This is a genomic window from Vibrio sp. CAU 1672, assembly GCF_029223195.1.
In the GTDB taxonomy this organism is placed as follows: domain Bacteria; phylum Pseudomonadota; class Gammaproteobacteria; order Enterobacterales; family Vibrionaceae; genus Vibrio.
In genome coordinates this window covers 217,530-244,274 of sequence record NZ_JARHUF010000005.1, presented here as the reverse complement: position 1 = coordinate 244,274, position 26,745 = coordinate 217,530, and the positions used below count along the sequence as shown (strand labels likewise).

Annotated in this window: 24 protein-coding genes and 1 pseudogene; 12 read left to right on the top strand and 13 right to left on the bottom strand. The window is 48.5% G+C overall.

Annotated features, from left to right (window positions below):
• Window positions 1-109: 109 nt before the first annotated feature.
• The 4 genes from P2G85_RS07510 (at window position 110) to P2G85_RS07495 (ending at window position 3,084) form a co-directional block, all read left to right on the top strand.
• The gene (locus tag P2G85_RS07510) at window positions 110-313 is read left to right on the top strand and encodes a S41 family peptidase (protein ID WP_275863484.1); all 204 of its coding nucleotides are present in this window, start codon (window positions 110-112) and stop codon (window positions 311-313) included.
• Between the two features lie 602 nt (window positions 314-915).
• On the top strand, window positions 916-1,368 hold the full coding sequence (locus tag P2G85_RS07505; RefSeq protein WP_275863483.1) for a shikimate kinase: 453 nt from the start codon (window positions 916-918) through the stop codon (window positions 1,366-1,368).
• Window positions 1,369-1,634: 266 nt separating this feature from the next.
• Window positions 1,635-2,246: a hypothetical protein gene (locus tag P2G85_RS07500; RefSeq protein WP_275863482.1), complete on the top strand. Its 612-nt coding sequence runs from the start codon at window positions 1,635-1,637 to the stop codon at window positions 2,244-2,246.
• Window positions 2,247-2,508: 262 nt separating this feature from the next.
• Window positions 2,509-3,084, top strand: a complete 576-nt coding sequence (locus P2G85_RS07495) for an outer membrane beta-barrel protein (RefSeq protein ID WP_275863481.1) — start codon at window positions 2,509-2,511, stop codon at window positions 3,082-3,084.
• Between the two features lie 54 nt (window positions 3,085-3,138).
• Here P2G85_RS07495 and P2G85_RS07490 read toward each other — a convergent pair.
• The 5 genes and pseudogenes from P2G85_RS07490 to P2G85_RS07470 form a co-directional block, all read right to left on the bottom strand.
• Window positions 3,139-3,249: pseudogene (locus P2G85_RS07490) on the bottom strand (IS30 family transposase); the annotation flags it as partial.
• Window positions 3,250-3,252: 3 nt separating this feature from the next.
• Window positions 3,253-4,014: a dihydroxyacetone kinase phosphoryl donor subunit DhaM gene (dhaM, locus tag P2G85_RS07485; RefSeq protein ID WP_275863480.1), complete on the bottom strand. Its 762-nt coding sequence runs from the start codon at window positions 4,012-4,014 to the stop codon at window positions 3,253-3,255.
• A gap of 296 nt (window positions 4,015-4,310) precedes the next feature.
• A complete protein-coding gene (dhaL, locus tag P2G85_RS07480) occupies window positions 4,311-4,940 on the bottom strand; it encodes a dihydroxyacetone kinase subunit DhaL (protein ID WP_275863479.1) in 630 nt (209 codons plus the stop codon).
• Window positions 4,941-4,977: 37 nt separating this feature from the next.
• Complete coding sequence (gene dhaK / locus P2G85_RS07475) at window positions 4,978-6,045, bottom strand: dihydroxyacetone kinase subunit DhaK (protein ID WP_275863478.1); 1,068 nt, start codon at window positions 6,043-6,045, stop codon at window positions 4,978-4,980.
• Between the two features lie 443 nt (window positions 6,046-6,488).
• Window positions 6,489-6,737, bottom strand: coding sequence for a hypothetical protein (locus P2G85_RS07470; RefSeq protein WP_275863477.1), 249 nt, complete (start codon window positions 6,735-6,737; stop codon window positions 6,489-6,491).
• A gap of 325 nt (window positions 6,738-7,062) precedes the next feature.
• Between P2G85_RS07470 and P2G85_RS07465 the strand changes: the two genes are divergently transcribed.
• From P2G85_RS07465 to P2G85_RS07450, 4 genes are all read left to right on the top strand, one after another.
• Complete coding sequence (locus P2G85_RS07465; protein WP_275863476.1) at window positions 7,063-8,484, top strand: DUF1254 domain-containing protein; 1,422 nt, start codon at window positions 7,063-7,065, stop codon at window positions 8,482-8,484.
• 107 nt (window positions 8,485-8,591) lie between these two features.
• Complete coding sequence (locus P2G85_RS07460; protein ID WP_275863487.1) at window positions 8,592-9,329, top strand: hypothetical protein; 738 nt, start codon at window positions 8,592-8,594, stop codon at window positions 9,327-9,329.
• Between the two features lie 63 nt (window positions 9,330-9,392).
• On the top strand, window positions 9,393-9,701 hold the full coding sequence (locus tag P2G85_RS07455; protein WP_275863475.1) for an Mg2+ and Co2+ transporter: 309 nt from the start codon (window positions 9,393-9,395) through the stop codon (window positions 9,699-9,701).
• Window positions 9,701-10,732, top strand: a complete 1,032-nt coding sequence (locus P2G85_RS07450; RefSeq protein WP_275863474.1) for a biotin/lipoyl-binding protein — start codon at window positions 9,701-9,703, stop codon at window positions 10,730-10,732. The genes P2G85_RS07455 and P2G85_RS07450 overlap by 1 nt, the downstream gene beginning before the upstream one ends.
• 72 nt (window positions 10,733-10,804) lie before the next feature.
• Here the strand turns inward: P2G85_RS07450 and P2G85_RS07445 are convergent, their stop codons facing one another.
• The 3 genes from P2G85_RS07445 to P2G85_RS07435 form a co-directional block, all read right to left on the bottom strand.
• Window positions 10,805-11,968 carry an outer membrane protein transport protein gene (locus tag P2G85_RS07445; protein WP_275863473.1) on the bottom strand — a complete coding sequence of 388 codons (1,164 nt, stop codon included), beginning with the start codon at window positions 11,966-11,968 and terminating at the stop codon, window positions 10,805-10,807.
• Between the two features lie 74 nt (window positions 11,969-12,042).
• The gene (locus P2G85_RS07440) at window positions 12,043-13,419 is read right to left on the bottom strand and encodes a DUF1254 domain-containing protein (RefSeq protein WP_275863472.1); all 1,377 of its coding nucleotides are present in this window, start codon (window positions 13,417-13,419) and stop codon (window positions 12,043-12,045) included.
• A 99-nt stretch (window positions 13,420-13,518) separates the two neighbouring features.
• On the bottom strand, window positions 13,519-14,418 hold the full coding sequence (locus P2G85_RS07435) for a LysR family transcriptional regulator (protein WP_275863471.1): 900 nt from the start codon (window positions 14,416-14,418) through the stop codon (window positions 13,519-13,521).
• A gap of 177 nt (window positions 14,419-14,595) precedes the next feature.
• On the opposite strand from P2G85_RS07435, the gene P2G85_RS07430 reads away from it, so the two are divergent.
• The 3 genes from P2G85_RS07430 to P2G85_RS07420 all read left to right on the top strand — a co-directional run bounded on the left by P2G85_RS07430 (window position 14,596) and on the right by P2G85_RS07420 (window position 17,678).
• Window positions 14,596-15,660 (top strand): HlyD family secretion protein, encoded by a 1,065-nt coding sequence (locus P2G85_RS07430; RefSeq protein ID WP_275863470.1) that lies wholly within the window; start codon window positions 14,596-14,598, stop codon window positions 15,658-15,660.
• Window positions 15,650-16,654 carry a DUF2955 domain-containing protein gene (locus P2G85_RS07425; protein ID WP_275863469.1) on the top strand — a complete coding sequence of 335 codons (1,005 nt, stop codon included), beginning with the start codon at window positions 15,650-15,652 and terminating at the stop codon, window positions 16,652-16,654. Before P2G85_RS07430 ends, P2G85_RS07425 begins: the two co-directional genes overlap by 11 nt.
• Before the next feature lie 127 nt (window positions 16,655-16,781).
• Window positions 16,782-17,678: a LysR family transcriptional regulator gene (locus tag P2G85_RS07420; protein ID WP_275863468.1), complete on the top strand. Its 897-nt coding sequence runs from the start codon at window positions 16,782-16,784 to the stop codon at window positions 17,676-17,678.
• Window positions 17,679-17,827: 149 nt separating this feature from the next.
• Here P2G85_RS07420 and P2G85_RS07415 read toward each other — a convergent pair whose 3' ends face one another.
• The gene (locus P2G85_RS07415; RefSeq protein ID WP_275863467.1) at window positions 17,828-18,979 is read right to left on the bottom strand and encodes an anaerobic sulfatase maturase; all 1,152 of its coding nucleotides are present in this window, start codon (window positions 18,977-18,979) and stop codon (window positions 17,828-17,830) included.
• A gap of 106 nt (window positions 18,980-19,085) precedes the next feature.
• Window positions 19,086-20,627, bottom strand: a complete 1,542-nt coding sequence (locus P2G85_RS07410; protein ID WP_275863466.1) for a sulfatase-like hydrolase/transferase — start codon at window positions 20,625-20,627, stop codon at window positions 19,086-19,088.
• A 635-nt stretch (window positions 20,628-21,262) separates the two neighbouring features.
• On the opposite strand from P2G85_RS07410, the gene lamB reads away from it, so the two are divergent.
• Complete coding sequence (gene lamB / locus P2G85_RS07405) at window positions 21,263-22,459, top strand: maltoporin LamB (RefSeq protein WP_275863465.1); 1,197 nt, start codon at window positions 21,263-21,265, stop codon at window positions 22,457-22,459.
• Between the two features lie 192 nt (window positions 22,460-22,651).
• On the opposite strand, the gene P2G85_RS07400 is transcribed toward lamB, so the two are convergent.
• The 3 genes from P2G85_RS07400 to P2G85_RS07390 all read right to left on the bottom strand — a co-directional run bounded on the left by P2G85_RS07400 (window position 22,652) and on the right by P2G85_RS07390 (window position 26,690).
• The gene (locus P2G85_RS07400; protein WP_275863464.1) at window positions 22,652-24,088 is read right to left on the bottom strand and encodes a sucrose-6-phosphate hydrolase; all 1,437 of its coding nucleotides are present in this window, start codon (window positions 24,086-24,088) and stop codon (window positions 22,652-22,654) included.
• Between the two features lie 72 nt (window positions 24,089-24,160).
• Window positions 24,161-25,084 (bottom strand): aminoimidazole riboside kinase, encoded by a 924-nt coding sequence (locus P2G85_RS07395; RefSeq protein WP_275863463.1) that lies wholly within the window; start codon window positions 25,082-25,084, stop codon window positions 24,161-24,163.
• Between the two features lie 166 nt (window positions 25,085-25,250).
• The gene (locus P2G85_RS07390) at window positions 25,251-26,690 is read right to left on the bottom strand and encodes a sucrose-specific PTS transporter subunit IIBC (protein WP_275863462.1); all 1,440 of its coding nucleotides are present in this window, start codon (window positions 26,688-26,690) and stop codon (window positions 25,251-25,253) included.
• Window positions 26,691-26,745 lie beyond the last annotated feature (55 nt).

Below are 26,745 nucleotides of genomic sequence, written 5' to 3'. Positions count from 1 at the left end.
TAATACTGATCGTCAAATCGATCCATAAGTCATTGCATTTTTTATGACATCACTGTAGAAATGAGTAAAAGTAGGCTCTCACTTAGGCCTTATTCCACAAGAGTTTTTCATGATCTTGCCCTGGCTGGAGAATGGAATTGTTTATCTCTCCTTAAATAGCTTTGTTGATCGCATCATCTTAGATGAGTTTTATTCTATCTATAGCAACTTAAAACAAGTCAAAGGTATTATTATCGACTTAAGGTTTAATGGCGGTGGTAATTCTGGTATAGGTACAGAGATACTATCTAACTTTACAAATCAAAATCTGTAAGGTTCTATATGGGAGACAAGGAAACATATATCAGCGTATAAGGCTTGGGGATACGATGGGTACGCAGATGATAACGCTTGGCAAACAGGTGAAATGTCGGGGTTGATTGCTAAAAAAATAGCATTGTAGTTCCTACATTTGTTTTAATCGGACGAAATACAGCGTCTGCCGCTGAAGACTTCCTGATTTACGCAGATAAACTGGAACACTTTACAACTATTGGCGGCAAGACATACGGTAGTAAAGGGCAACCTTTGTTCTTTGACTTGTCTGGAGGGGGCTCGTTTAGAGTCTGTGCTAAACGAGATTCTTATCAAGATGGAAGAGAATTTGTTGGTTTTGGTATATCCCCTGACTTACTGGTATCTCAAACGCCCGAAAACATGATATCCGGAACAGATGTAGTACTTAGTCGAGCAATCCAAGAGCTCGAGAAGATGCTGTGACTATTAAATCTAACTGTTTAAGAGTGATTCGCAACCCGTGTCCTTTTTACTATGCGTTGTTTTTATGTTTAAGGTGTTATGCGGAGGCTCAAGTATTGCGTTGCTTACACCTTAACAGGCTCGTTATGTGCTAGGGCTCAAAATCAGGCAAAAGCGATGAAGCGAATAAACGTAGTTGGTACAAGCGGCAGCGGGAAAAGTACATTTAGTCGTATGCTATCGGACAAGCTCAATTATCCCTATCTGGAAATGGACGCTATGTTCTGGAAACCCAATTGGCAGGAATCATTAGATGAAGAGTTCTTCGCTACTCTTGAAGAGCAGTTAAGGGATGAACACTGGGTGCTTGATGGCAACTATAACCGTACTGTCTCGATCAAATGGTCAAGGGTTGATACCGTCATATGGGTTGACTTTTCGTTTCCTAGAACTATTTATCAGGCGGTAAAAAGGGCTTTTATCCGTTCTGTAACCAAGCAAGAACTTTGGCAGAAAACAGGTAACGTTGAATCATTCAAAAAGTCGTTTTTCAGTAAACGCTCTGTCATCCTATGGATATTGAAAACGTACAAAAGAAATCGTGTTCGTTACCAGAAAATGCGATCATAAAATGATGCTAGATCACTACAAAAACACTAAAAACATGGTGGTAAGTTACAGTGTTACAGTTAATCTACGTGGTTTCTTCTAAGTTTTCATTTTTATTTAATAATTAATCAGTATTTCATATTTAAAATAATGTAGTCCTTCACTCAAATATGCCACTTAGTCCTAAACTCCATGTAAAAATGTCTGATTTAAATGTAAGTTGACTGGCGAGTTAAATGTAACATTGTTACCACTTATTTTAGCGCTCGTTAAGATGGATGCCCACTATGAAGAAATTGGTCCTTATTCTTGCAATAATGCCACTTGTAGCTTTCGCAGATAGCAATGTTGCTGGAAATTACTCTCATGTAGGTTTTGGCTATAAGAACACTCATTACGCTGCTAAGTCTATAGCCCCTTACACTGAGAATAAATACTCAAATAACGAGAGCAAAAACCTCGGCGGTTTATATTTGTCTATAAATGCCAACTTGTATAAAAATTTATATCTCGATGGCTATGCTGACTTCAGTACTCGATTTTCAACGAGCATTGATAAGTGGCAACTTGGTCTCGGCCTTTCGCCATTTATAACTCCATCTCTATCGATACCATTGTCATGTGGTGTTGTTAACTATTGGGCTGAGAGTGACTACGCGCCAAATCATTCCGATGAAGGTATCTACTGTTCAACAGGTATTAAGGCCCAAATTGCGACCCACTGGGCTTTAGGAGTAATTTATCAACATGATTTCATTGATGTTCCTAGAAACGAGTTATCTATAAACAATACATTTCAATTTGGGTCCGTGTTTGGAATCACTGCAGGTATAGATTTCGCTGAACGAAAAGAAAGAGAGACTGGCGTTCGTCTCGGCTTACAGTTTTCATTTAAATAACCACTTTTCCCCAAGTAACAGCATGAAGCATTACTCAGCAAGATTGGCTTGCTCTGCACACGCAACGACTTTATGAACTCAGACCTAAATCAGAAATCGTTAACAAAGCATGCGAACTAAGGAGCCTCATACGCAGGTAGCTCGTCAGTGAAGCAACTTTCATCAGATAACTTGAATTTGAATCATTGGACTGTGCACTGGATTCGGCGTCTCTAAGTGACTTGGGATTAATGATCAATCACTAACTTTCAAAGAGTATTACATGAATAAATTACTTACAGTACTAACTATAGCTGCTTTGTCTTCTGGCTCTGCCTTGGCGGCAAGTCAAACATCAAATTTTTATGTTGGAGTCGATTATACGCAGTCAAGTTTTCCAGAAATCCCTTTAGCAACCAAATCAGAAAACGCCGGATATGCAATACAATTTGGTTATCACCTACCTTCGTCAGGTAATTGGGTCAACGCTTTTGAAATTGAATATATAAACGCAGGGAGTGCGAAGTATAATTTTGATGACACGACTCTTGGTATCAAAGGTTCTGGTGAGCTTGATCTAACAGCAATAAACCTAAGTTATAAACCAAAATTTTACTTAGGCCGTTTTTTCGTCGCAGGGCAGGTGGGCTATGCCAGTGTATCTGCTTCTGGTAAAGCAAACTACACAGTGCTTGGCGAAACCAAAAACATCGATCTGGCCGACTCGGTCGGTTCTGGACTTACTCTAGGTGGAGAGCTCGGTATGTTAATTACTGAACATCTGTCGCTAAAAGGTGGGTACAGAATCATTGAATCTGATACTAGTACTCTGTATGCAGGTCTTGCACTCAACTTCTAATGTAAATTAGCCCTATTCTAAGTTTTTTATTTTAGGATAGGGCTAAGCTCTCACTGGATAGCCATGTAAACGGTAGTACCTAACGATTTGGTCAGGGCTCCAATCGAGCATTATAAGCGCATCGATAATCTTGAAGTCGTGCTTGGTATATCGCTTGTTGTTGCGTAATCATTGGTTGACTGACTTGCTGCTGGTTAGCGATTTAAGTGCATCAATGACGGCTTCGGCATCATTGCCGCAGGCGGTGAAAGTCAGGGTGTCGCCGTTACGGATCCCAAGGCTCATGATGTTGTTCAGGCTTTTGGCATTCACTTTTTTCCCGTTTTTACTCAGCCATATTTTAGCCGTGAAGCGACCCAGTTCGGCTGCCAGAACAGCAGCAGGACGGATATGCAGGCCATGAGGGCTGCGTATGGTCCATGAGAACGATAAGGTTTGATCGGGAGAAATGTCATTGGCAGGGGGCCGGGCTGAGGGGCGTTCAAAAGGGGCCGACGGGGAGCTGTACATTTGTGGTAGCGGTTGCTCCAGCGCCTGATATTTTGCCGCAATGGCACTATGGGCTTCCATTAACACGATGTCGATTGGCTGGCCGGCTGCTGCCGCAACACTGGCGGCAATGGTGCCCTCGACCAGCGGGGCCGGACAGATCTTAACGGCATCAACCTTATCCGGCGGCAGCAACTCAAGCGCCATATCAGCACTGAGGATCGCACTGCCGATATCTACCAGCACCAGTACACCGTCAGGGCGATATACTTTCTCGATCGCATTTTTCACCGCCAGGGCGTCGGTACCTATGGGGTTTTCGGGATCATCGATGCCTGCGGCAATGGCCATGGCAATCTTGCCATGGGTAATTTGTGCCGTAAGTTCAAGAAGACCTTCCGCCAGGCGACGGCTGTGAGAGACGATAACAATACTGACCATGATTTAAATGTAAAAGAGCTGGCAGGGATTGCCACTTTTGATTGTGCCGCTGAGTTGAATAACTTAGCCCGTGTCACATTCCACCATGGTTGAGCGAGTCTGGCTGCTCGGCAGGTCCTTGGACGCATGCGAATGCAAATCAAGGTTAGCCGGATCTGTAAGGGTAACCAGGAACGCCATGATTTTGTCGATGCTATCGCTATTGGTAGTCAACATGAGCCGGGGGGATGGAGACTGACTGCCACTCTTATCCCGAAGGCTGTGTTTGGTATGAAGATCAGAGCTTAGTATGCTAGCTAGGACATGACCACTTTACAGAGTTCGCTAAACAGGTAATGGGATGATGTCGCGCCGGGATCCAGATGGCCGATGGAGCGCTCGCCCAGGTAGCTGGCTCGCCCTTTTCGCGCCTGCATGTCGATAGTACTGAGCATGGCTTGTTCGCTGGCGGTATGAGCCTGCTTCAGGGCCTCGGCTAACGGGGCATTGGGGGAAGACTCCAGGCTGTCGATAATGGCCAGCCAGGTATCCACCATGGTCTTATCTCCGGCAACCGCCTTGCCACGTTGTTGGACGCCTTGGAGGCCATCGCGGAGCATGACGGTCAGCTCTGCTACATCCAGCTCTTCTTTGCCCGCTGTACTGGTTGCCCCGCGCAGAAACAAGGTGCCATATAGCGGGCCGCTGGCTCCTCCGATACTAGAAAGCAGGGCCATGCCGGTTGTCTTCATGATGGTACCTATGTCTTTATCGGCCATTTCCGGCAGTTTTTCCATGACCTTAGCAAAGCCGCGGTTCATATTGATACCGTGGTCGGCATCACCGATTTGTCGGTCGAGTTCGGTGAGGTAGTCCTTTTCCTGCGCAAACCTGGCGGCTGCACTTTCAAGCCATTGCACGATATGCTGTTTGGTAATGGATGTCATGGATATCTCGCTTTGTTATTGGTATAGGGAGCCCGGGCTAGCACCCCCAGCGCAGGGCCGGGGTGTTGACGGGTTTGTCCCAGAGCGACAGCATTTCATCATCGGCATTAAGTAGCGAGATAGAGACCCCCTGCATATCGAGGGAAGTACAGTAGGCACCAACTAAGTTCCGCGCAATGCTCATGCCGCGCTTTTCAAGCAGCTCGGCGACCTTGCGGTAGACGCAATACAGTTCCGATAATGGGGTGCCGCCGAGGCTGTTCACCAGCACGATGACATTATCGCCCTGCATCAGGGGCTCCGTGGTCCAGACCTCTTCCTGCCAGTCACCGAGATCCATGTTCCAGCGTCGCACGCTGCGCTGATAGCTGCTGTTGTCCAGCAGGTGCTGCATCATTTCGCTGGTGGTGGTATCGCAGTCGGTAAAGGCGGCGCGCTTTATTCCGGGCTCACCGTGGATACCGATACCGAACTCAATCTCATTATCGGCTAGCTCGAATCCGGCTTTTCCTGCGGCCGGTACGGTACAGGCTGACAGGGCAATGCCTATTGAGCGGGCACGGTTAGTGATCCTTTTGGCCAGCTCGCTGCATTGTGCCAGGCTGTAGCCTTGTTCTGTTGCGGCCCCGAGGATTTTTTCGGCCAGAACGGTGGCTGCCACGCCCCTGCGCCCGGCAGTATACAGGCTGTCTTTTACCGCCACGTCGTCATCAATCAGTGCGGCCTGGACCTTGATGCCATCGCCGTGCAGCAGTTCGATAGCGGTCTCGAAGTTCATGACATCACCAGTGTAGTTTTTGATCAGAAAAAGCACGCCTTCGTCGGTGTTGAGCTGTTTGGCACATTCGTACATTTGATCCGGGGTCGGCGAGGTAAAGATCTCGCCGGGGCAGGCCGCATCCAGCATACCGTAGCCGACCAACCCGCCGTGCATAGGTTCGTGGCCGCTGCCGCCACCAGATATCAAGGCGACTTTGTTTTCGGGCAATACTGCGCGGCGGATAAAGGCCGGATCAAGATTGACCGTGAATTCGGGGTGGGCTTTGGCAATGCCTTCCAACTGCTCTCTGACTACGTTATCGACGTGGTTGATCATCTTCTTCATAGCAGAATCCTATGCGATGTGTTTGTTGTAATACATGATGTGGCGTCCATCCGGAGCTGATACATACGTTAGTTTGTATCCCCATCTGTTTATGGTAGTCGACATAAGGAAAAATGTTGTAAATACATTAGGTTTTAGGCGGCCTGTGATTACTCATTCAGGACGGATGCTGCAGTGAAACGGGTTAAGGGGAGTATATACAGAGGTTGTTCTTGCCGGTACATGGTGTCTGTCTGAGGCTGGCTACCAGGTGAGCCGTTGTTGTGATCAGGCACTGATCAGCGAAATTGTGGCCGTAGAGTAGGTAGGCCATTACAACATGAGACTTTCAGTCCGGCAAACTACTCAGGTCAGCAACATTGCGGATGCTGACCCGGGGTCAATGATTAGGTGACGGTGACAACAACGGCTTGTGTCACCGCCCCGGTATTATCCACTACAGCCTAAATAGCGTAAAAGCCGAACAAATGATTAACTTTAATCGGGCAGTCACTGATCTGGCGAATGACTATTTTGGCTTCTTCCGGGCTATTGAAGCTTAAGGGGATCTCGAGATTGTCCGTAAAGGGGTAGTCATTACCTTCGGCATCGTGAAAATTAACGTGCCACCCACAGGTATTGACATCGTGGATAATGTTCGCGTCAACAAGAAAATGTTCCGCTAATTTCCTTCGGCATTCAGAAATTTCCATATCATCCCTCCTGTACTGATGGTTTCATTAATAAGGGTAGTACGGTTTTTTCTGACTGGCTAACAACTGCTGATTCGCGTCAATAGTTTTTGATACTGCGTTAAGTGAGTAGAATTGATAAGGGCATGTTATATGGCCGGATTACTGACTATCAAACTGTCCCCCGAGCATCGTGATACAAGGAACAGTTGCTCATTTCGGGGCCAGAGCTTTTGAATATGCTAAGCAACAGCAGGTCGATAGACTATTAAAATTTTTAATAAATAGTATAAAACACCCTAAACGAATATTTGCGTATATTGGCCTCAACCAATGGAGGTCATTTATGTTAACTCGTCCTGTTAAACACCTTTCTCTCGCCATTGTACTGGCAACAACGCTTGCGGCACCCGTGTCGTTTGCGGGCACAACCCAGGCTCAGCTAAACCCTGTACAGCAGGCGCTTCACGATGAAGCTTATAATCTGGGGGTCAGTGCCTATCTCTGGGGCTCGACTCTGGTGCGTATGGAGCAAATTAGTCGTCAATATAGCGATGTTTCTGAGCCCCAGGCCGACACCAGTTATCGCGGCCCACTCAATGAGTTCGGCCACGCGAGGCGTTTAAGCACGCCGGCAGATACCGATATGCCAACCGCCAACCGCGACACGCTGTATTCCAGTGCCGTATTAGATGTCAGCCAGGAGCCGATGGTGCTGGAAGTTCCGGAGGTTACTGACCGTTACTATGTGATCAACATGTTCGACATGTGGCACAACCTGTTCCAGTACGTGGGGACGCGTGAAACCGGTAGCCTTGAAAAGCAGTTTTTGATTGTACCGCCGGGGTGGAAGGCCAAACACGCGATTCCACGCGAGCTCAATGTGATTGAAGCACCGACGTCTAAGGTATGGCTATGGGGCCGTACTCAGGTGATGGGTGAACAAGATTACGCCAAAGCGCATGCCATTCAGGATCAGTACAAACTGACTCCTCTGAGTGAGTACATGACCGGCAAACCAAGCAAGATTCAACCTGAGTTGTCGCCACGCCCCGGAGCGGATAATGACCCACTGCGTTTTTATGTTGAGTTAGGCGCGTATCTGGCGGACAACCCGGTCGATGAAAGACAACAAGCCATGCTTGGCCAATTTAGGAAAATTGGCCTGAGCGAAGATGGATTTGATGCCAGCCAGCTTTCTGAGGTGACGAAACAGGCGCTGATCAATGCCATTGAAGAAGGCAAGAAAGTCGTGATGGCACAGCAAGCTAACCCTGCTAATTTAGAGATGAAAGATGGTTGGGTATACACTTTTGCACTGGATGCGTTTGGTGACGACAACGCCATGCGTTCGTTAATCGCCCATCCTTACCTTGGCGGCCAGGGGCCAAAAGAAGCTATTTACCCAATGGCTGCGATGGATGCGAAAGGCCAGCTGCTGACCGGGAGCCGTGAGTACACCATGACCTTCGATCAAGAGCCGCCTGTCGGTGCATTCTGGTCGGTGACGGTGTACGACGCTCAAAGCAAAATGTTGGTCGATAATCCGATTGACCGTTATTCCATCAGCAATTTATCTGAACTGAACAAAAACGCGGATGGCTCGTTTACCTTGCATCTGTCTCATCAGGCACCAGCCGACAAAGCCCAGCAGCATAACTGGTTGCCGACACCCGATGGCGGTTTTTATGTGCTGACTCGTTTGTACATTCCGAACAAAGAAGTGCTCAACATGCAATGGACCGTTCCGGGTCTGCACGCGCAATAAACTCTCTCAAACCACTTACCGGCACACCTCTGGTGTGCCGGCCATATCAATGAAGGTAATTTATGAAAAAGCCATTCCTCCTGGTTGCAGCCACTGCTGTCAGCCTGATGGAGTTTAACTCAGCGTTAGCGGCAGATGATGAAGTTCAGGATATGTCGGATCCGCTGGCTATTTACACCCAGGTCGGGGGCGGTATCACCGATAAAGGCCTGAACTTCAAAATGGGCAAAACCTACGACACTGGCAAAGACAACGTTGCAGGTATGAATGTTCTTGAAATCAAAGGAATGGGTGGTGAAGCCCTGGGCTGGCATGATGATGAAAACCGGCGTAATGACAGTATTGACTCTTTCCGGCTAAGAAATTTCACCGCGAACCTGACCAATGGTCGCGGCGCACAGGTTGATCTCAGCTATGACTTAAACAACGAGTCTGGTTCTGCGTCATACAGCTTTATTCAGGCCCTGCCTAAGTTTGGTCCGGTGCAGTTTTTCCCTCTTGCCGGTGCAGGTGTCGCGTTTGGTAACAACGTGGTCGGCGATGATGGCCAAATTGTCAGCGGTTATTCGGTACCGGGGACTTTTGCCCTTGTTGGTACTTATACCAAACTTGACCTTACCGACAGGATTTGGCTGAACTATAACCCGATGTACATGACTACTCTGTCTGGCTCTGAAACGTACAAAGATTACGGGTTTGAAAACAGTGACAGTGTTCTTGCTCATGAGTTCGCCGTTTCTTATCAGATTTCACCACGCTTCAACGTTCGTTACTTTGCCAACTGGACCGAGAATACCGATTTTGCTGATGGCGATCACCGTATCGAGTTCAACTATCAACTGTAACTTCTGGCTCAAACACAATCCATGGATTTTGCGCAGGGAAGCGTTTTTACGGAGAGTTCGACTATGGAAATACATCCTACCACCTTAACTTACGATACTTACCCAAGCGTCTATCCATTACTCGAATCTATCGCGTTCATGTGGTTTGTCGTCATTGTGACGGTGGCGATAGCGGTTTGGGTTATCGCCAAGCTATGGCACATTCACTCGCTCCCTAAACACTTAGCAAAAGAGCGCGGTCTGGCTCAGGCAAAATTAGTCTTTTGGCTGTGTTTGCTTGGTTTGGCATATAAACCGTTATGGATTCTGGCTGTCATCGCAATTGTCACCGATTGGGATAAAGCCCAGCTTTGGATAAAAGGTACACGCTAATGAAAGAGATTATGCTTCCGTATCTTCTCGTGGTTTGGTTACTGTTTAAATTTAAAGTATTAAAACCAACGGCGAGAAACTATTTCATCACCACCACCATCGGGATATTGCTGGCTCTGGCGTTATTTCTTGGCCACCGATTTTACTCTCCGATCGATTTGACCAACTCGACCACTATCAAAGCGCCTCATGCCGTGTTATCACCAGCGTTTGGTCAGCATATGGATGAAATTTATGTTGAGCACAACCAGGAGGTCGGCAAGGGGGATGTGCTTTACACACTCAAAGATGACAAGATCACCGCGGCCATCACCGAGGTTGAATCGGGCTTAAATGAAGTGGCGCGTACCGTTGAGGCCAAGCAAGTCCAGTTGGCACAAGCTGAACGTGACCTTGAGCGCAATCAGTCTATGGGCGTGCATGTAAGTGCAAAAGATCTTGAGAATTCACAAGACTTAGTCGAGGTGCTGAACGCGGAAATGAAGGTGCTGCAGGCCAAATACGATGGTCTGGTCGCGAAGAAAGGTAGCCTGGAGTTTGATTTGTCCCGGCTTACGGTCAGAGCCCCTTTCGATGGCATGGTCACGCATGTTTATGTCGCTGATGGTACCCGGGTGGGGTCATTGCACTTGTGGGATACCAGTAAAAAGTTTGTGGAGATGCGTATTCCTGATCAGGCATACGGCAATATTAAGGTAGGGCAGTTCAGCGAGTTTTATGTGGATGCTTTCCCGGGGCAAATTTTCCGCTCCCGGGTACACAGTGTGGTTAAGGCCACCGGAGAAGCGCAGGGCAATCTTCTTCCTCGCGAGCAAGCGGTGTCGAGCCACATTCAACGCGGCGCACCTTCTGTGGGGCGTACTGTGATCCTTGAGATCGATGCACACACGATGGAGGTACTGCCGATTGGTGCGACCGGCTCAGCCTGGATCAGTGCGAATAAGCCGCACCATCTGCTGGGATTTCTCGACATCATTGGTGGTGCGACGCTCCGCTTAACTGCGGCGAAGTCGTTCTTATCTGCGCTTTAGGCAGGGATAAAATAAACAAAGGGCCCGCAGCAGGGCCCTTTTTACATTTGTGAGCGAGTACCGGGGGGGTTATCAGAACCGATAGTCTAACTCCAGACCAAAGAAGTGGTTGTGGTTATCGTAGCGGCCTTGCAGTAAACCGTTGTCGATTTCCGGATTGCCATAATCCACGTAACTGTAATAGGTCTTGATGGTGGTTGACGTGCTCCACTGATAATCTCCGCCAATACTGTATTTGAGCTGGCGTTCAACGGGCAGATCCGGCGATTGTAGCGTCGCATCATCAAGCGGCGAGCTTACATAGCCCACGCCCATTTCAATGCCCAGCTTAGGCGTTAGTTCGATCTTACTGCCAATGGCAGCAAACCAAATATCGTCGAAACCACGTACCATAGTGCCTTCGATGTTTCCCGCCTGTACCAGGCTTGCGTCATTGGCACTCCAGTATTCCTGGCCCACACTCCAAACCAAAGCTATCGGCGGTGTCAGTTGATGGTGACCAGACAGCTCCAGCCTTGCGGCGTTGATTAAATCGATGGTCATGTCCATTTGTCGGTTGAGCAGGCTTAATTCACCTTCAAGCTGGTGCTCCATTTTAGAGCGGTAGGTGACACCAAAGCGATGCTGTTGATTGAGCTGGTAGGTCGCCCCTAAGTTATAGCCGAATGCCAGGGATGTCGATTCAAGTGCAGCTCGCTGGGAGAGAAAGCGCTGCTCAAATGCCGCTCGGTCGATTTGTACACCGACGCCGAGATTCCAGCGGGCGTTGACTTTATAGCTTAGTGAGGGGTTAAGCTGTAAGACACTGAGCTGCAGATCATTGAGACCTAAGCGGCCGGCGTAGCTGTTGCCGTAGTCCAGTCCGCTTCCGCCGGTCGCCACCATGGCCATACCGAAGTTGATGTTTTCGCTCAATGGCGTAAGGGCATAAAGTGAGCCGTAGGGTTGAATACCACCGGCGTTACCGCTACTTAACGCTTGCTCGCGGTCATCTTGGTATTCAATATTCAAAGCCATTGAGGCAAGGTTGAATGCCAGGTGGGTGTCTTTCAGGTATCCCATTGCGGCAGGGTTAGAATAGGCGGTTGAGGCTCCGTCTGCCGACACCGCTGATCCTGCTCCCGCCGTCCCCACATTCAGGTGGCTCATTTCTGAAACCAGCGTGGCAGCAGCATGACTGTGGCAAGAGATGATGGCTAATGCCAGCGCAGAGAGTCTCGGATAGGTAAGTGACATACACACTCCGTACGTTTTTAGAGAATTAGGATATTAAGCGCCCCCGGATGGGGAGGCCGGATGTGAGATGCTATTTACAGCTTGATGACTTGCGGCATTTCGTACTGGTTATCGAGCACCGCTTGAGTTGGCTCGTAAAGTCGAATATGCAGATAGAAGTCGTCTTTTGGTGCCGGAAGCCAGTTACAGGCTGAATCAGTTGGTTTCTCATGTTGAATACAGATAGGCAGCGTACCGTCTTTGGCGTATTTCAGTTCTTGTTTGCGGTTGGTGGAAATCGAGTAGCGATCGATTTCATTTTCTACCATGAACAGGTTTTCCGCATCGTACATGGTCAGTGACCAGAACGCTTCAGCAGGTGCATCTGCCGGCATCGTCATTCGATATTGATGTGCGCCGTTGAGCTGAGCCCCTTTGCTGTCGGTGTAGCGGTTTGGATACAGTGCCCGTTCGGGGACGTTCAGGCCCGCAGCTCGCAGGTTGATACTGGCACGGCTTAAGTAGTCGTTACCATAGCGACCGCCTTCAAACATCATTGACCAGCCATTGTTGGTGGTACCTACGCTACGTCCCGCGTATTGAATAATGTTTTGTGCCGAGGCAAGCGCACGTAATAAGCCACGCTTTTGCGCGTCAGACAGCTTGTCTGCATCAAACGGTTGTTCGCCACCAATACCGATATACTCAAACTGCGCGACCATTGATTGTGTTTCTGCTAACGGATTCTTGCGTAGCTCCCGGTCAATCAGAGCATACCAGTCGAGGCCCTTCGGTGTTGTCATCGGAGGAATTCCTCCTTTAGCATGAGCCAGCTTAATCGGACCATGCTCCTGGCCAAGCTCATCTAATGGGTAAGTAATAAAGCGATCATGTACTGCGACGGCATCGGCCTGATCTTCAGGCCCGAACACACCGGTACGATGAATCAGCCACACCATGGGGGTTCTCGATTCCACCACCTGATCAATGCCTTTGGGTATATCGCCCTTCCAACCTTTGTTGACCAGCAACACTTTACTGCCTTTAGTGCCGGTGTTGCCCTGATAGAGATCGGTAATCGAGTCTGAATACGCATCCAATAACTGAACGATATAGTAACGATTGCCCGTTGGCGGGAGCTCAATCACCATCGGACCAGCGAGGTCCAGGTCATAATGAGCTTGAGAGTACATGGTGTCATTATTGACGGTCGGAACAATGCGATCTTGAGGGCCGGAAAGCTGACGGGTTTTCCCCATTTTGTTCAGCGGCGCCATTGCATTATCCATGGGTTGACTTACGGAGGTTGAGGTTTCCCGGACCGCGGCAACCGTTAGTGGGCCTGCGCCGTAGATAAAGGCTTGCAGTCCCAGGTTATAAGCCAGCTCTTCTTCAGCTGAAACCTTCGTTTCGGCCTGTGTGGGTAAACAGACCGTTGATAATAACGATAAGGCGAGTAACGACTTCTTCATAGATAAACCTCTTGGAATGTTTTTTCAGGACATGACCAAGGGTATCGGAGCGCAGTGCGATCGGAAATCGAACCTTTCCTATATTAATTATTAAGAATTTTAATACTGTTTGAGCAGCTCAGCACACTCTTGGAACAACCAGTTGGTCAGCGGATCAGAGCGGTTGCGCTGGTGGGTAAACAGGGAGACTTCCCGGTAGCGGGCATCATCGGTCAGTTCAGCGGGTAGAGGAATGAACTTAAAGCGGCCTTGCAGTCTCTGCATGGTGTTTTTAGAGACTATGCCGAGGTAATCACTTTGCTCTACCATGGTCATCATCACGTAGATATCGCTCGTTCGCACGCTGATGTGCTTACCCAGCCCCAGTTTTTTAATCAGCTTTTCGCTGCGAGATGCCTCGATCTCGCCATGAATAAGGTTAATACACATTGGATACTTGAGCAGTTGCTCCAGTTCATAAGACTCCAGCGGGTGGTCTGGCCGTACGATGAGCATAAACTCGTCTTTGCCGATATCTTTCTGCATAAGGTTTTTGTTGGTTTCCATCGGCAGGTATGAGATCCCCCAGCAGTTAGGTTTAATTTCCAGGTCCCGCAAGGCATCAAACCCCCACTGGTAGCAATCTACGGTTACATCCGGCGCGAGATTGGTCAGTTTTTGCATGATGGGAGCGCCCAGTGTTGACATCAAAGGCGGCGCAAAAATAAGTGAGTAATCCCCAGACAACTTGCTGATATCCCAGGCACTGTCATCGATATATAGCGCATCAAGTTGGTCGAGCAACGGGGGTAACTGATTCAGGATCTGTATACAGCGTGGTGTTGGCTCCAGCTTACTTCTATTACGAACAAACAACGGATCGTTAAATTGCTCTCTGAGTTTTCGCAGCATGACGCTGATCGTCGGTTGGCTCACATGCAGACGTTTCGCGGTGCTGACGGTCTGCTTTTCTTCGTTTAAGACAAGCATAAGGCGGAGCAAATTGAGATCTTTGTTCATAGAGTAGATAGTCTGTAGGATAGGCGTTTATACCGGAACGTTACCACATTGATGACGGCATGGTTACGATCCAGCGTGCAAATTTAGTTGTAACGCTAAATTTGAACCTGGTAGCCTTTATACGCTAAATCAATCGTTTATACTTCAAGGATTGATTGTTTTTATTAGTGGATAGTTATGTCAGATGCTGAAAAATCCTCTCAAAAGCTGAGTATTGTAATCATTTCTGTCGTGCTCGCGGTTTGGTTGTATAGTTTGTGGTCCGATCGCGTTACTCCAATTACCAGTGATGCCCAAGTACACACCTATTTGGTCAGAGTCGCACCGGAAGTGTCTGGTAATATTATTGAAGTTGCGGTCGAAAACAACCAGATTGTTGAGTCCGGAGAAACGCTGTTTAAGATTGACCCGCGCAATTACCAACTTGCCCTACGTACCGCCCAGGCTAAGTTGGCGCTGACAGGACAGAATATTGGCGCAAGTACGGCTGCGGTTGAAGTGGCACAGGCGCGTGTGGTGGATGCTTTGGCAGCGCGGAATAACGCCAGAGAGCAGGCAAACCGTACGGCTGAGCTTGCGCGGCGAGGTGTGTTGAGTCAATCGGATCTTGATAATGCACTGGAAGTAAAACAGCGCGCCCAGGCTGGTCTGGAGGCGGCTCAGGCTTCTTTAGTCCAGGCTCAGAAAAACTTAGGCCCGACTGGAAGTAACAATCCACAAATCTTAACCGCCATGGCCAACCTGGAGAAGGCTCAGCTTGATCTGAAGAAAACCGAAATTGTGGCACCGTCGCGAGGAATTGTGACTAATCTGCAGTTGACCGTTGGCCAAACCGCAGCCGCGGGTTCGCCACTGCTCACGTTCATTGATCCGCGCAGCGTCTGGATTTCTGCACTGGCGCGGGAAAACTCACTCGAACATATTCGACCGGGCCAAACGGTGAAAATCGTCCTGGATGCCCTGCCTGGCCGGGTACTGACGGGCAAAGTTGACAGTATTGGTTGGGGGACCGGCGGTAGTAACGATATCGACCCGGCCACTGGTTTTCTCAATGCCGGTTCGACGGGGGCCAGCCCACACCGTTATCCTATCAATGTCGTTTTTGATGAGAGCGCTCAGTTGACCAATATTCGTTATGGCTCGCAGGCGACGGTGGCCTTTTATACGGAGCAAAGCCGATTAGGTGAATGGTTGGCTGGTTTGTGGATGAGAATCTTGAGTATCTGGACCTATGTTTCGTAGCGCAGCTAATCCCGTTATCCGTTTGGTGTTTACTCCAACGTTATTACTGTTTTACCTAGCGTCACAGGGGGCATTGGTGCCCGTGTTAGCCCCGATGCTGGTGGTCATTTTTCTGACCATTATGCCAGCCAGGCCGCCGATGGCGATGATGTTGAAACTATTGGCGGTGATCTTGGTGGTGAGCTTTGGTGTTATTGTGATCGGGGAAAGCCTGGTGGATTCGCCGACCGGATACGGTTTGTTCTGCTGGTTGATGCTGTTTTGGAGCTTCTATCGTAGTCATAAAGATCCTAAAGATATGCTGGCGACTCTGGTGTTGTTGTTCGTTATCATTACCTGTGTCGTCAGTTTGCAGTTTGGGATCTCTATCTCTAGTTTGCCTCTGTTGATGTTGGAGACTTTTATCACTGCTTTGGTGGCGACTTACACCAGCTTTTTGCTGTTTCCTGGGGACGAAAAGGATATTTTGCCGGATGAACAAGATATGGAAGGGGCAGATCTTCATCTTGGCCTGATTGCGTTTAAGGCGACCGCATTGCTGTTAGTTTTGTTCGCGCTGATCGGCACAGGAAGTTCACAGGCTATGTTAATTGCCATCACTATTGGCAGTATGATCAAAATCCCTGTTGCACGTGATCAGCGGATCTTTCGTAATAACCGGCTGACTGCAACAACAATCGGGATCATGATGACCATCCCGATCATGCTGGTGCATAGTATGGGCTTGCCGGTGTGGGTCACGCTTGGCGTTACCTGCTTTTTCGGCCTGCAACTGGCCTGTTTTGCTATTCGGCGTCAGTGTCGACTGAGTATTTACCAGTTGTTGTTTACCAATTTTATTGTGTTGGTCAGTCAAATTATCGCTTATCAAGGCAGTGATCCACTAAGTGCTGAGTTTACCCGGCTTATCTCAATCTCACTGTCTGTTTTAGTGGCGACGGTACTGCTTAATTTGACTAGTATCAGGGTCAGACTTGCCGAGGCTTCTCGCTAGAGGTGCCTGGGACCAACCCAATACACATATTTAAAACCAGTATGTCCTTCGTTCTTGGAGGTTGGGACTCATGTGCTTTAGTATGTTGTACCTAACAGAAACAGTGCTTATTAGTGTAACCTTTTCAATGACTAAAGATCTAAACTTACTGCGTTTGCTTGTCATTCTCAATGAAGAGCGACAAACCGTACAAGCAGCAAAGCGTCTTCATGTGAGCCAACCCACGATCAGCGTTATGCTGAAAAAGCTGCGTGAGCAGTTCAACGATCCTCTCTTTGTAAGAGATAAAAATAAGCTGGAACCGACTTTACGTTGTCAGCAGCTGCTGGAGCAGCTTCCTGCTTTGTTAGATGGGCTTGACACTTTATACGTTGACGAGTCTAAGTGGGATATCAGTCAGGTCACCGGTGAGCTCTCACTGCTTTTCTCGCCGCCGCTGATGAGTACCCTGGCGGTACCTTTGGTGAACAAAATTGCTGAGCAGGCGCCAAACGCGACGGTAGAGTGCTACCATTGGGCGTTTGACGCCATAAGGGATATGGAGCTGAAGCGAAAGTGCTGGGGCTTTAGCTACCTGCCAATGCCCACCAATAAAAACATTTTGCAAAAAGACATTGGCAATGATGAGTTTGTGATGGTGATGAGAAATGACCATCCGCTTGTCGAGCCAACGGTGGAAGAAGCGCTGAAATACCCGCTCTGTACTAATTTGATTTATGGTGAGAATGAGTCATCGCGCCGAGAAAAAATCATTAAAAACATCGAACTACAAAAATACATTCAGGTACGCACCAGTGATATCAGTATGTTGCTGGGGCTGCTAGAAAATAGCAATTTCATTAGTATTACCTCCAGACACAACATGATGCGTTTTAAAGGGCGCTACCGTTTCGAGCCTTTGCCGGAAGTGCTGACCAATGACGCGCGTTACCGTCAGTTTTCATTGTTTACCCATCAGAGAAACCGCATTGATCCTCTGACAACTTGGTTGTTTGATCAGGCCAAAGCGATCATGTGTGAATGAATCAGCGATGCCTGATTTAACAACCTCATCCAGATGACAGGCTGAGCGATGTTCAGTGCATCGGCAGCCTTGCTCATCGACTATCGTTTGTGTCGACCGCCGGAAAATGGCGAGAACCATGCAGGCTCCCGCTACAAGGTCAGAGCATATTAAAACAAACGATAAAATGCCGGTGAGTAGCCTTGTTGCATTGCGGTTACCATTTTCAGCAGGCGGGGTAACGCATAACGGAAGAATAGTCGGTAGCCATCGCACAGCTGATTGAGTTGCTTGCCGGGTTCCGCGGCTAGGGTTCGATTTTTCGGGCAGCCACCGTGACACAAGCCGAGAAAATCACAGTTGTTGCACTGGTGACAAAGTGACGTCTGCTTTTCAAGGCCGAATGACCGCTGTTGTTTCGAGCTCACCATACCCTGAAGCGGAGTGTCTTCGAGATTACCGAGTTTGTGGCTGGGGTAACCGAAGTGATCACAGCTGTACACCTCGCCGTTGGCTTCGGTCATTAGCTGCTGACCACAGGTTGCGCTGTGATGGCACATCTGGCTTGGCTGACCCATCAGGATCATCAGGCAGTTTTCGAAGAACTGAACGTATACTTTGCCGATGTCTTCTTCGCACCAGGCATCAAAAACATTACATAAAAACTCGCCCCACTGAGCCCCATTCAGGCTCCAGTCATATTGGGAGCGACGATCCAGCTCGTGGTCGAGACAGGGCTGGAACTGCAGGTAGTCGCTGCCGTGTTCTTTGAGGAAACGATAGATGGCTTGGCCATGCTTATAAGTACGGTTATTCACCACCGTCAGGGTATTGAACTCGACCTCGTACTTTTTAAGGTGCTCGATACCGCGCATGGTACGCTCAAAAGAGGACCCGCCGTTTTTATCTACTCGGGCAATGTCATTGTGAATTTGCGGGCCGTCGACAGACACACCAACCATGAACTGGTGTTTTTTGAAAAACTCTGCCCAGCGGTTGTTGATTAAGGTGCCATTGGTCTGAATGGTGTTGCGGATCGGACGCCTTTGCCCAAATTGCTGCTGATAAGTGACTGCCTGAGCATAGAACTGCAGACCACGAAGTAAAGGTTCCCCACCATGCCAGATAAAATCAACAGGAGCATGTGTGTTCGGCTGGGAGCGAATATGGTTTTTAATCAGTTTCTCAACGGTGCCTAGTGCCATGCCTTTGTCGTATTGCTGCTGGTGGTTCAGGTAGTAGCAATAGCTGCAGTCTAGGTTGCATTTTGCTCCTTCTGTTTTGATAAACAGGCTGAAGGGAAGCGGGGTTTGAGTCGTCATTACTGGATCTCACTTATTGATGCTCGCCATCCATGACGACGGGTTTTGGGGTCGTGTTAGCTAGCAACAGAAGGACAAGCTTGCCCTTCTGTTGCAATGGGCTGCTTTACTTGGCAACCACGGATTTATCGGCCATACCGATACCGCCGGCTTTTTGTCTTGGCGGGAACGCTTCAAGCGACTTCTGGTGCTGAATCATGTATTTTTGCAGCGTAGGCACCACCCAGGTGCGTTCCTTCATCCACAGAAACCAGCCGCGGGTATCAATAGAGCGCTCATACGGGTCAGCTTTAATGTTAAGCAAGATTCCCAATGGCTGTTCGACGACCGGTGCTGCCCACTCCTTTTTGGTGCGCAGGTGGACTTTCCATTGATCGACTCGCAGTGCGTTCAGACTGTCTTCGTTGTAGTAGAAAAACTCATGGCGCTTGCTTTCGCCGCCATTTTTCAGCATGTCGAGCTGGTTGTAACCATCCAGGTGCACTTTGTATGTTTTGCCATTGATGGTTTTACCTTCCAGCAGATCTTGCTTGATTTTCGTCTCACCGACTGCCGCCATCAGGGTTGGCACCCAGTCTTCTGCACTCATCAGGCCGTCAACGTATGCGCCCTGAGGCAGTTTTTCCGGCCAGCTCACCAACATCGGTACCCGGAATCCGCCGTCATAGGTGGTGCCTTTCTGCCCGCGGAACGACGCCGCACCCGCATCCGGCCAATGGTCAAGGTTGACCCCGTTGTCCGAGGTAAACAGGATGATGGTATTGTCCATCTCGCCGGTCGCTTCTAGTTTATCGAGTAATTTGCCGATCTGATCGTCCAGTTCGCGAACCGCATCGTAGTAAAAACTCACCTGACTTGAGCCGAGGTACTTCTCCTGAACATGGGTAATGGAGTGCATGCGGGATGGGTTGTACCACATGAAGAATGGTTTATTCGGTGTTGCTTTTTGCTGTGCGTCAATCCAGTCAATCGCAAACTCATTGAACTCCTGATCGATGGTTTCCATGCGCTTTGCGCCCAGTTCACCTTTGTCGATGATCTTCTGTTTACCGACTGCACCAAAACGCGGGTCGTCGGTGTTGTCATACGTGTCAGTCGCGAAAGTGTGGATAACGTTGCGGGGACGGCCGACATAGTTCGGATCTTGCGGGTATTCCGGCTGTTCAGGCTGTTCCATCACATTCAGGTGGTAAAGGAAGCCATAGTATTCATCGAACCCGTTGACGGTCGGTAACATGCTGTTGCGATCGCCTAAGTGACTCTTGCCCACGTGAATGGTGTCGTAGCCTTTGTCTTTCAGCATTGCAGCCAGCGTTGGGTCTTCTTGGTTCAGGCCGCGGAAAGAACCTGGCTGACCGACGGAAGTCAGGCCCGTACGGATAGGGTACTGACCAGTGATGAATGCTGAGCGCCCGGCCGTCGAACTGCCTTGTGCGTAGTAGTCTGAAACCATCAGCCCTTTGTCTGCAATGCGGTCAATGTTCGGGGTTTTGATCGCTCCCAGCCCACGGTGATAGGCGGAGATATCCATCGGTGCGACGTCATCCAGCATGATCATCACGATATTGGGTTGCTCAAGGGCTGCCGCCGCGTTGAATGAGGCTGCGGAGGTCACCGCAAGCGCCAGCAGGGATTTATTAACAGTCATAGCTTTCCTCTATCGATTGAGTGGCTTCCGTGCGTGAGTGATATCCTTAGGCGGCTTTGATGATTTGAATCCATGCCGCGTATATCTGAAATCAATGTGTTAGCAATCAGATAAAAGAAGAATACTGAAAAGCGCTCTTAACCGGGGTAATAGTGCTTATTACAGATCTTAATACGGAGTGGGTAGTGGGCTTGCTGTGTTATTGGCTGAGCGTTTCTCTGACGTTAGCTTAATTTAAGACCAATAAAATCAGTTGGTTATTCCATTGATTTGTGGTTGTTGATGTGTAAAACGCGTATCTATTAAAAAAAGTAATAAAGGTTATAGGCCGAGATGATATCCGGCAGGGCGCTGTGTTGCCGACGATTTTCGTGGTTGCCGGTTTGCTGAAGAACATCAGCTAAAGCAGCGCTCATCACCCCAAGTCGTGATCTGACTACGTGGCAAGATCACAAAACCCTCTAATTTAGTGATAAAGCTATCATTCATTAACTAAATCACTTTTGCACCAATCCATAAAATAATAGCATCATTTCGATTTATGGGACTGTTCCCATTTTTATTTCTTTTGTTCTGGGACTGTTCCCATTTTGGATGGAGAGAACCTGGTACAAACTAAACAAGGAAACATAAGTATGAAAATATCCCCACTTGTCGGTGCACTGGCCCTAGCTCTTACATCAACCGCAATGGCTGAAGGCGCCGCCTCTAACTTGGGATTCAACGGCTACATGCGAGGTGGTGTTGGACTAAGCCAGGAAAGCGGAGCAAACAATAAATGGGAAGTGAATAAAGTTGGTCGTTTAGGGAATGAAAATGATCTATATGGCGAACTCGGTTTCAACAAAGAACTGTATAACGAAGATGAGGTGACATTCAGGGTTGACTCAATGCTTGCTTATTGGGAAGGCCAGGATGACAACTCCTCAGACCGCTCGGTGAATATCGTCCAGCTTAATGTACAGGCAAAAGGTTTGTTCGAGGATAAAGATATTACAGTTTGGGCTGGTGACCGTTACTATCAACGTCATGATGTGCACATTGTTGATAACTATTACTGGGATGTAAGTGGCATTGGTGGCGGTTTCGAGCATATCAATATTGGGCCAGGTAAGTTATCGGTCGCGCTGATCCAGGATACTGTTGATGAACAAGATGATGATGTTACAGGCGTAATCGCAGATGTTCGCTATGCGGGTATCCCTTTGTGGGATAAAGCGGATCTGGAAATCGGTCTGGACTACAACGTAGTAAAAGAAAGAAAGGATCAAACCGTTGATGCAGATAATGCCCTAATGTTTACGGCCAGCCTTAACCACACTTTGGATAACGGTTTTAACAAAACGATTTTACAGCTGGCCAACTCCGGCTATGCAGAGCAAATGACGACTTATGGTAGCGGCAAAGGCATTGTTCGTGACGCATCGAACAACGATGCAGAAGGTTTCCGGATTATAAACTGGGGTGTCGTTAACATTGGTGAGAACATCGAACTGGGTCATTCAGTTCGTTATGCGGCCGCAACCGATGTCGATGGTACAGATACTGATGATTCTACTTTCAGCGTGGTAGTTCGACCGGTTTATAAGTGGAATAAACGTATGCGCACATTACTTGAAATTGGTGGATTCTCAGAAACGATCAATGATCAGGATGGCGCAGGTAGCAAATTCACCGTCGCTCAGGCGTGGGTACCACAATCGGGCTTCTGGGCTCGTCCGGAAATTCGTGTGTTTGCTTCTTATCTGAACGACGCTGAAAACGAAAATGCGTTTGGTCAGGATGCTGATACTGACATTAGTGTCGGTATGCAGGTGGAAGCCTGGTGGTAAGCACTGCAGGTATAATCACTCACTGAGTTTACTCCACTGCAAACAGATTTGAGTGGCTCTATTCAAGCCCTCAGGGGCATGCTTCTTACTGGCCTGTACGCGGTAGTGATAAAACAAAAGGAGACGGAACTACCGTCTCCTTTGATGTTGTAACATGCACTTGCTGTGTTGCTAACCGGGCGGTGGTTTGTCCTAGGTTCGGTCTAAACCACTGATATTGGCCATGGGCCAGTAAGTTAAATCCAGTTCACCACAAGCTTCAATGCTACTTAAGTCAGAAATGAAAAAGCGACTGGTCATGGTGTGTTTACCATTATTGAGGAAAATCTCAATCACGGATCCATCGACGTACATTTCAATCTGTTGTTTTGCTTCAAGCCGCGGTGCTTTGCGTACCAGACCGAACTCTTCTGCGTATAACTCGCTCATTTCAGAGCGATCTAAGATCAACTCTGTTGGCGTGGCCGAAAATTGAATCTTCTCTCCGCTGTGGTTGCGTAGTGTGACGGAAAATTCTTCCTGATCAGTTTCAAACGATAAACAGAAACTGGTTGAATCAAGCGTCAGTGAATGCTTAAAGTCAGTCGCTTGGCCTCGCAGAGCCTGGATTTCTTCCAGAGGTTTCTGCACCAGGTAGCCCTGTTCTACGCTGAGTTCTCTGGGCAGTGTCAGCATGCCGGCCCACTGGTGCTTGACCGAAGGTGTATCAATATCCGGTAAGCCAATCCAGGCCAACATAATTCGTCTGCCTTTGTCATCTACGTAGGTCTGAGGTGCGTAAAAATCGAAGCCGTAGTCAGGCTGGCGTATCTCCTGGAGCCCTTCGAGCTCCATTGTGTCCAGGTTAAGTTGCTCGCCAACCAGATATGCGACAGAAAATATGTTCTTGAAATCATAAGAGTTAGAGCTGGAAACGCCCTGCGGGGAGAAGAGCATGACTGCTTTGCCGTCCAGTTCAAAAAAATCCGGGCATTCCCACATGTAACCGAAGTCATTGCAGGTGGTTTTTATTTGTCCCTTGTGCTGCCACTGGCCTAACTCCTGGGCGTGGTAAAGTGCCATGGTTCCTTTTTTGTCCCGGGTTTGTGCGCCCACGACCATGAAATACTCGTCGCCTTTTTTCCACACTTTGGGGTCACGGAAATGTTCGGTATAGATGGTGTTTTCGACAATCACACCTTGTTTCTCTATCGTGCCCTCAGCATCCATCGTGGCATAACACTGGGTTGGTGTTCTAATCCAGTTCTGGTCACGTTTGTTGCCGGTAAAAAACAGCAGCGCTTGCTCACCTTCAACGAGCGCGCTACCTGAGTAGACTCCGTGCGAGTCGTAATCCTGATCGGGGTGAAGTGCGACGCCATGATCTGTGAAATTAACAAAGTCTCTGGTCGATAGGTGATACCAGTATTTGATTCCGTGCACCGGGCCGACCGGGGTCCACTGGTAAAAAATGTGGTGTTCGCCGTTGAAATGGCATAAGCCATTGGGATCGTTGAGCAGGCCAAATTTGGGTGCTATGTGATAGCGGGGATAGCCCGGATCTCGGGTTGTTTCGTGGGCCATATGCTCTACGGAGGATGGCGCAATTTCCTCTAATCGGCTATAACGTTTTTCGACTGTCCAATTCATGACTGGTCCTCATAGTCAGCTGACTACTGAAATCGTGTCAGTGAGGTTGTTAGGTGTAGTAGTTGCCTGTACTCAAGCGCGAACAAAGTCAGCGAGTTCTGCAGCGTTGGGTAAAGCACTCATTGCGCCTTTTGCGGTTGTTGCCAGTGCACCGCAACCATTTGCCCAACGGATTGCTGAATATATGGTGTCGGGCGTTGTCCATTTGGTGTGCTGGGCTAGTTTTGCCAATAATCCGCCAACGAATGCATCGCCGGCTCCGGTTGTGTCGATGGGGGTAACTTTTTGCCCGGGGAGCAGTTCTCTCGAATCTCCGAAAGCCATTAATACGCCTTTGGCACCCTGAGTGACGAGCACTAAGGTGTTGTTATGGCGTTGCAGTTTGTCTAGTCCTTCATTGATCGAGTTGGTGTCGGTTAAAAACATCAGTTCTTCTTCAGAAAACTTAATCACATCCGCGAGTTGGATGACTTGATTGACGACTGGTTTGATTTCAGTCGGGTCTGCCCACACTTCTTCTCTTAAGTTCGGGTCAAAGCTGATATATCCGCCGGCGTGCTTGATTCGTTTAATCGCTTCTAAAGTGCTGCTGCGACTGGGCTCATTTGCCAGTGCAATCGAACAAACGTGTAACCATTCACCAGAGGAAAAAGGAGGGATATCATCAACTTGCATAAACTGGTCTGCGCTGGGCTTCACCATAAAAGTAAAGCTGCGTTCACCACTATCATCCAGGTCAACCACGACCGTGGAGGTGCGTTGAGCTGGATCTTTACGTAAGTATTGTGTATTCACACCTTCCTGGATTAGGGTGTTGTTCATAAAGTTTCCGAACGGGTCTTGGCCGACACAGCCAAAAAATGCAGTATTGCCGCCTAAACGAGCAATAGCCACTGCTACATTAGCAGGGGCCCCTCCCGGACATTTGAGTAATTTTCCATCGCTGTCTGGAATCAAGTCAACAACGGCATCGCCTGTTACCCATACACGGTTCATGTTACTTACCTTTAATTACAAAGTTTAAAAAGGCTAGTCGAGACGACATTGGCTCGACTAGCAAACCTATCGAACTACGATAAGGAGGGATGTTGTCTGGGGGAGTTCAACATCCAAGGAGTTAACAGTTAAAAGTGCTAGCGAAATAGCTGCTAGTCAGAAAACGCTAAGCAGCGGCCTTTGCTTTTTGCTTGGCCTGGTCTCGCATGCCCAAGACGACAGTCAATGCAAACGAGGTAATGAAAGCGATAACCATACCGACGATGTAGTAGCCAAGTTTGTCAGGCTGAATGGAAATGATACCTGGCAGACCGGCCGCACCCAGAGCCTGGGCTTTGACGCTAAACATGGTGATGAATGCGCTTGAAACCGCAGCGGCAGAGATTGCGGCAATGAATGGGTAACGAAGCTTCAGGTTAACACCAAACATGGCAGGTTCTGTGATGCCCAGTAAACCGGTAATACCAGAAGGAATAGCAATGCCTTTCATTTTCTTGTCTCGGCTCATCACACCTACCGCCAGAGCGGCTGCGCCTTGAGCGACATTAGACATGGCTGCGATTGGGAAGATAAACGTACCGCCTGTGGTTGCAATATCTGCCAGCAACTGAGTTTCAATCGCAATAAAGCTGTGGTGCATGCCAGTGATAACAAATGGCGCATAGATCAGACCAAATACCGCACCACCGATAAATCCGGCAGATTCATACAGCCAGTTCAGGCCATCACCGAGCAGGAAGCCAAGATCGCGGGTAAATGGTCCAACAACGGTAAAGGTGATCAGGCCGGTAATGAAGATCGCCAGTAGCGGGGTCAGCAGGTTATCTAATACCGAAGGAATAACTTTGCGTAACCCCAGCTCTACTTTGGCCAGAATGAAGGCCGCAACCAGTACCGGCAGAACAGAGCCCTGATAACCAACTTTTTCAATTTCAAGACCGAGTATGTTCCATGTTGGTATCGTTCCCGAAACGGAAGCACTACCGAAGCCCCAGCCATTCAATAGATCCGGGTGAACCATCAACATACCCAGAGCCGCGCCAAGGAATGGGTTGCCGCCAAACTTTTTGCTGGCGGAAAAAGCAAGCAATATGGGTAGATAGACAAAAGGTGCGTTGGCGAAGGTGTTAATCATGCTTGCCAGATCAGTCAGGCCTGGATTGGCTTCGATCAATGACATCCCTTCAATGAAGAGTCCCTGTGCGGTTAGCAGGTTGTAGATACCCATCAATAAACCGCCGGCAACAATCGCAGGGATGATAGGGACGAAGATGTCTGACAGGCCTTTCACCGCCCGTTGAACAATGTTCTGCTTCTGGGCGCCTGCTGAAGCGACATCTTTAGTTGACATTTCGCTCAAACCAGTGAGTTTTGTCATCTCGGCATAGACCTGATTCACGATGCCTGAACCAAAGATAATTTGGTACTGTCCCGCAACTTTAAACTGGCCTTTTACGCCCTCCAGGTTTTCAATTGTTTGCTCATTGATGAGAGACTCATCTTTTACGGCTAAGCGCAGTCTAGTTGCGCAATGCGCCAGAGCGGCAATATTTTCTTTGCCACCGAGATGAGTCATTAACTCTTGTGCTATTGACGGATAATTCATGGTATACCCCGATTTGCTATCAATATTTAGGTTATATTCAAGAAACCTTTTGGGA

What these genes read in the sequence shown, in the direction of transcription:
- P2G85_RS07410 (WP_275863466.1), bottom strand. Translation starts at nt 20,627, where the DNA reads ATGACTGTTAATAAATCCCTGCTGGCGCTTGCGGTGACCTCCGCAGCC.
- P2G85_RS07400 (WP_275863464.1), bottom strand. Translation starts at nt 24,088, where the DNA reads ATGAATTGGACAGTCGAAAAACGTTATAGCCGATTAGAGGAAATTGCG.
- P2G85_RS07420 (WP_275863468.1), top strand. Translation starts at nt 16,782, where the DNA reads ATGACTAAAGATCTAAACTTACTGCGTTTGCTTGTCATTCTCAATGAA.
- dhaK (WP_275863478.1), bottom strand. Translation starts at nt 6,045, where the DNA reads ATGAAGAAGATGATCAACCACGTCGATAACGTAGTCAGAGAGCAGTTG.
- P2G85_RS07445 (WP_275863473.1), bottom strand. Translation starts at nt 11,968, where the DNA reads ATGTCACTTACCTATCCGAGACTCTCTGCGCTGGCATTAGCCATCATC.
- P2G85_RS07390 (WP_275863462.1), bottom strand. Translation starts at nt 26,690, where the DNA reads ATGAATTATCCGTCAATAGCACAAGAGTTAATGACTCATCTCGGTGGC.
- P2G85_RS07465 (WP_275863476.1), top strand. Translation starts at nt 7,063, where the DNA reads ATGTTAACTCGTCCTGTTAAACACCTTTCTCTCGCCATTGTACTGGCA.
- P2G85_RS07415 (WP_275863467.1), bottom strand. Translation starts at nt 18,979, where the DNA reads ATGACGACTCAAACCCCGCTTCCCTTCAGCCTGTTTATCAAAACAGAA.
- P2G85_RS07500 (WP_275863482.1), top strand. Translation starts at nt 1,635, where the DNA reads ATGAAGAAATTGGTCCTTATTCTTGCAATAATGCCACTTGTAGCTTTC.
- P2G85_RS07430 (WP_275863470.1), top strand. Translation starts at nt 14,596, where the DNA reads ATGTCAGATGCTGAAAAATCCTCTCAAAAGCTGAGTATTGTAATCATT.
- P2G85_RS07505 (WP_275863483.1), top strand. Translation starts at nt 916, where the DNA reads ATGAAGCGAATAAACGTAGTTGGTACAAGCGGCAGCGGGAAAAGTACA.
- P2G85_RS07425 (WP_275863469.1), top strand. Translation starts at nt 15,650, where the DNA reads ATGTTTCGTAGCGCAGCTAATCCCGTTATCCGTTTGGTGTTTACTCCA.
- P2G85_RS07435 (WP_275863471.1), bottom strand. Translation starts at nt 14,418, where the DNA reads ATGAACAAAGATCTCAATTTGCTCCGCCTTATGCTTGTCTTAAACGAA.
- P2G85_RS07450 (WP_275863474.1), top strand. Translation starts at nt 9,701, where the DNA reads ATGAAAGAGATTATGCTTCCGTATCTTCTCGTGGTTTGGTTACTGTTT.
- P2G85_RS07495 (WP_275863481.1), top strand. Translation starts at nt 2,509, where the DNA reads ATGAATAAATTACTTACAGTACTAACTATAGCTGCTTTGTCTTCTGGC.
- dhaL (WP_275863479.1), bottom strand. Translation starts at nt 4,940, where the DNA reads ATGACATCCATTACCAAACAGCATATCGTGCAATGGCTTGAAAGTGCA.
- P2G85_RS07395 (WP_275863463.1), bottom strand. Translation starts at nt 25,084, where the DNA reads ATGAACCGTGTATGGGTAACAGGCGATGCCGTTGTTGACTTGATTCCA.
- P2G85_RS07460 (WP_275863487.1), top strand. Translation starts at nt 8,592, where the DNA reads ATGGAGTTTAACTCAGCGTTAGCGGCAGATGATGAAGTTCAGGATATG.
- P2G85_RS07440 (WP_275863472.1), bottom strand. Translation starts at nt 13,419, where the DNA reads ATGAAGAAGTCGTTACTCGCCTTATCGTTATTATCAACGGTCTGTTTA.
- P2G85_RS07470 (WP_275863477.1), bottom strand. Translation starts at nt 6,737, where the DNA reads ATGGAAATTTCTGAATGCCGAAGGAAATTAGCGGAACATTTTCTTGTT.
- P2G85_RS07510 (WP_275863484.1), top strand. Translation starts at nt 110, where the DNA reads ATGATCTTGCCCTGGCTGGAGAATGGAATTGTTTATCTCTCCTTAAAT.
- lamB (WP_275863465.1), top strand. Translation starts at nt 21,263, where the DNA reads ATGAAAATATCCCCACTTGTCGGTGCACTGGCCCTAGCTCTTACATCA.
- dhaM (WP_275863480.1), bottom strand. Translation starts at nt 4,014, where the DNA reads ATGGTCAGTATTGTTATCGTCTCTCACAGCCGTCGCCTGGCGGAAGGT.
- P2G85_RS07455 (WP_275863475.1), top strand. Translation starts at nt 9,393, where the DNA reads ATGGAAATACATCCTACCACCTTAACTTACGATACTTACCCAAGCGTC.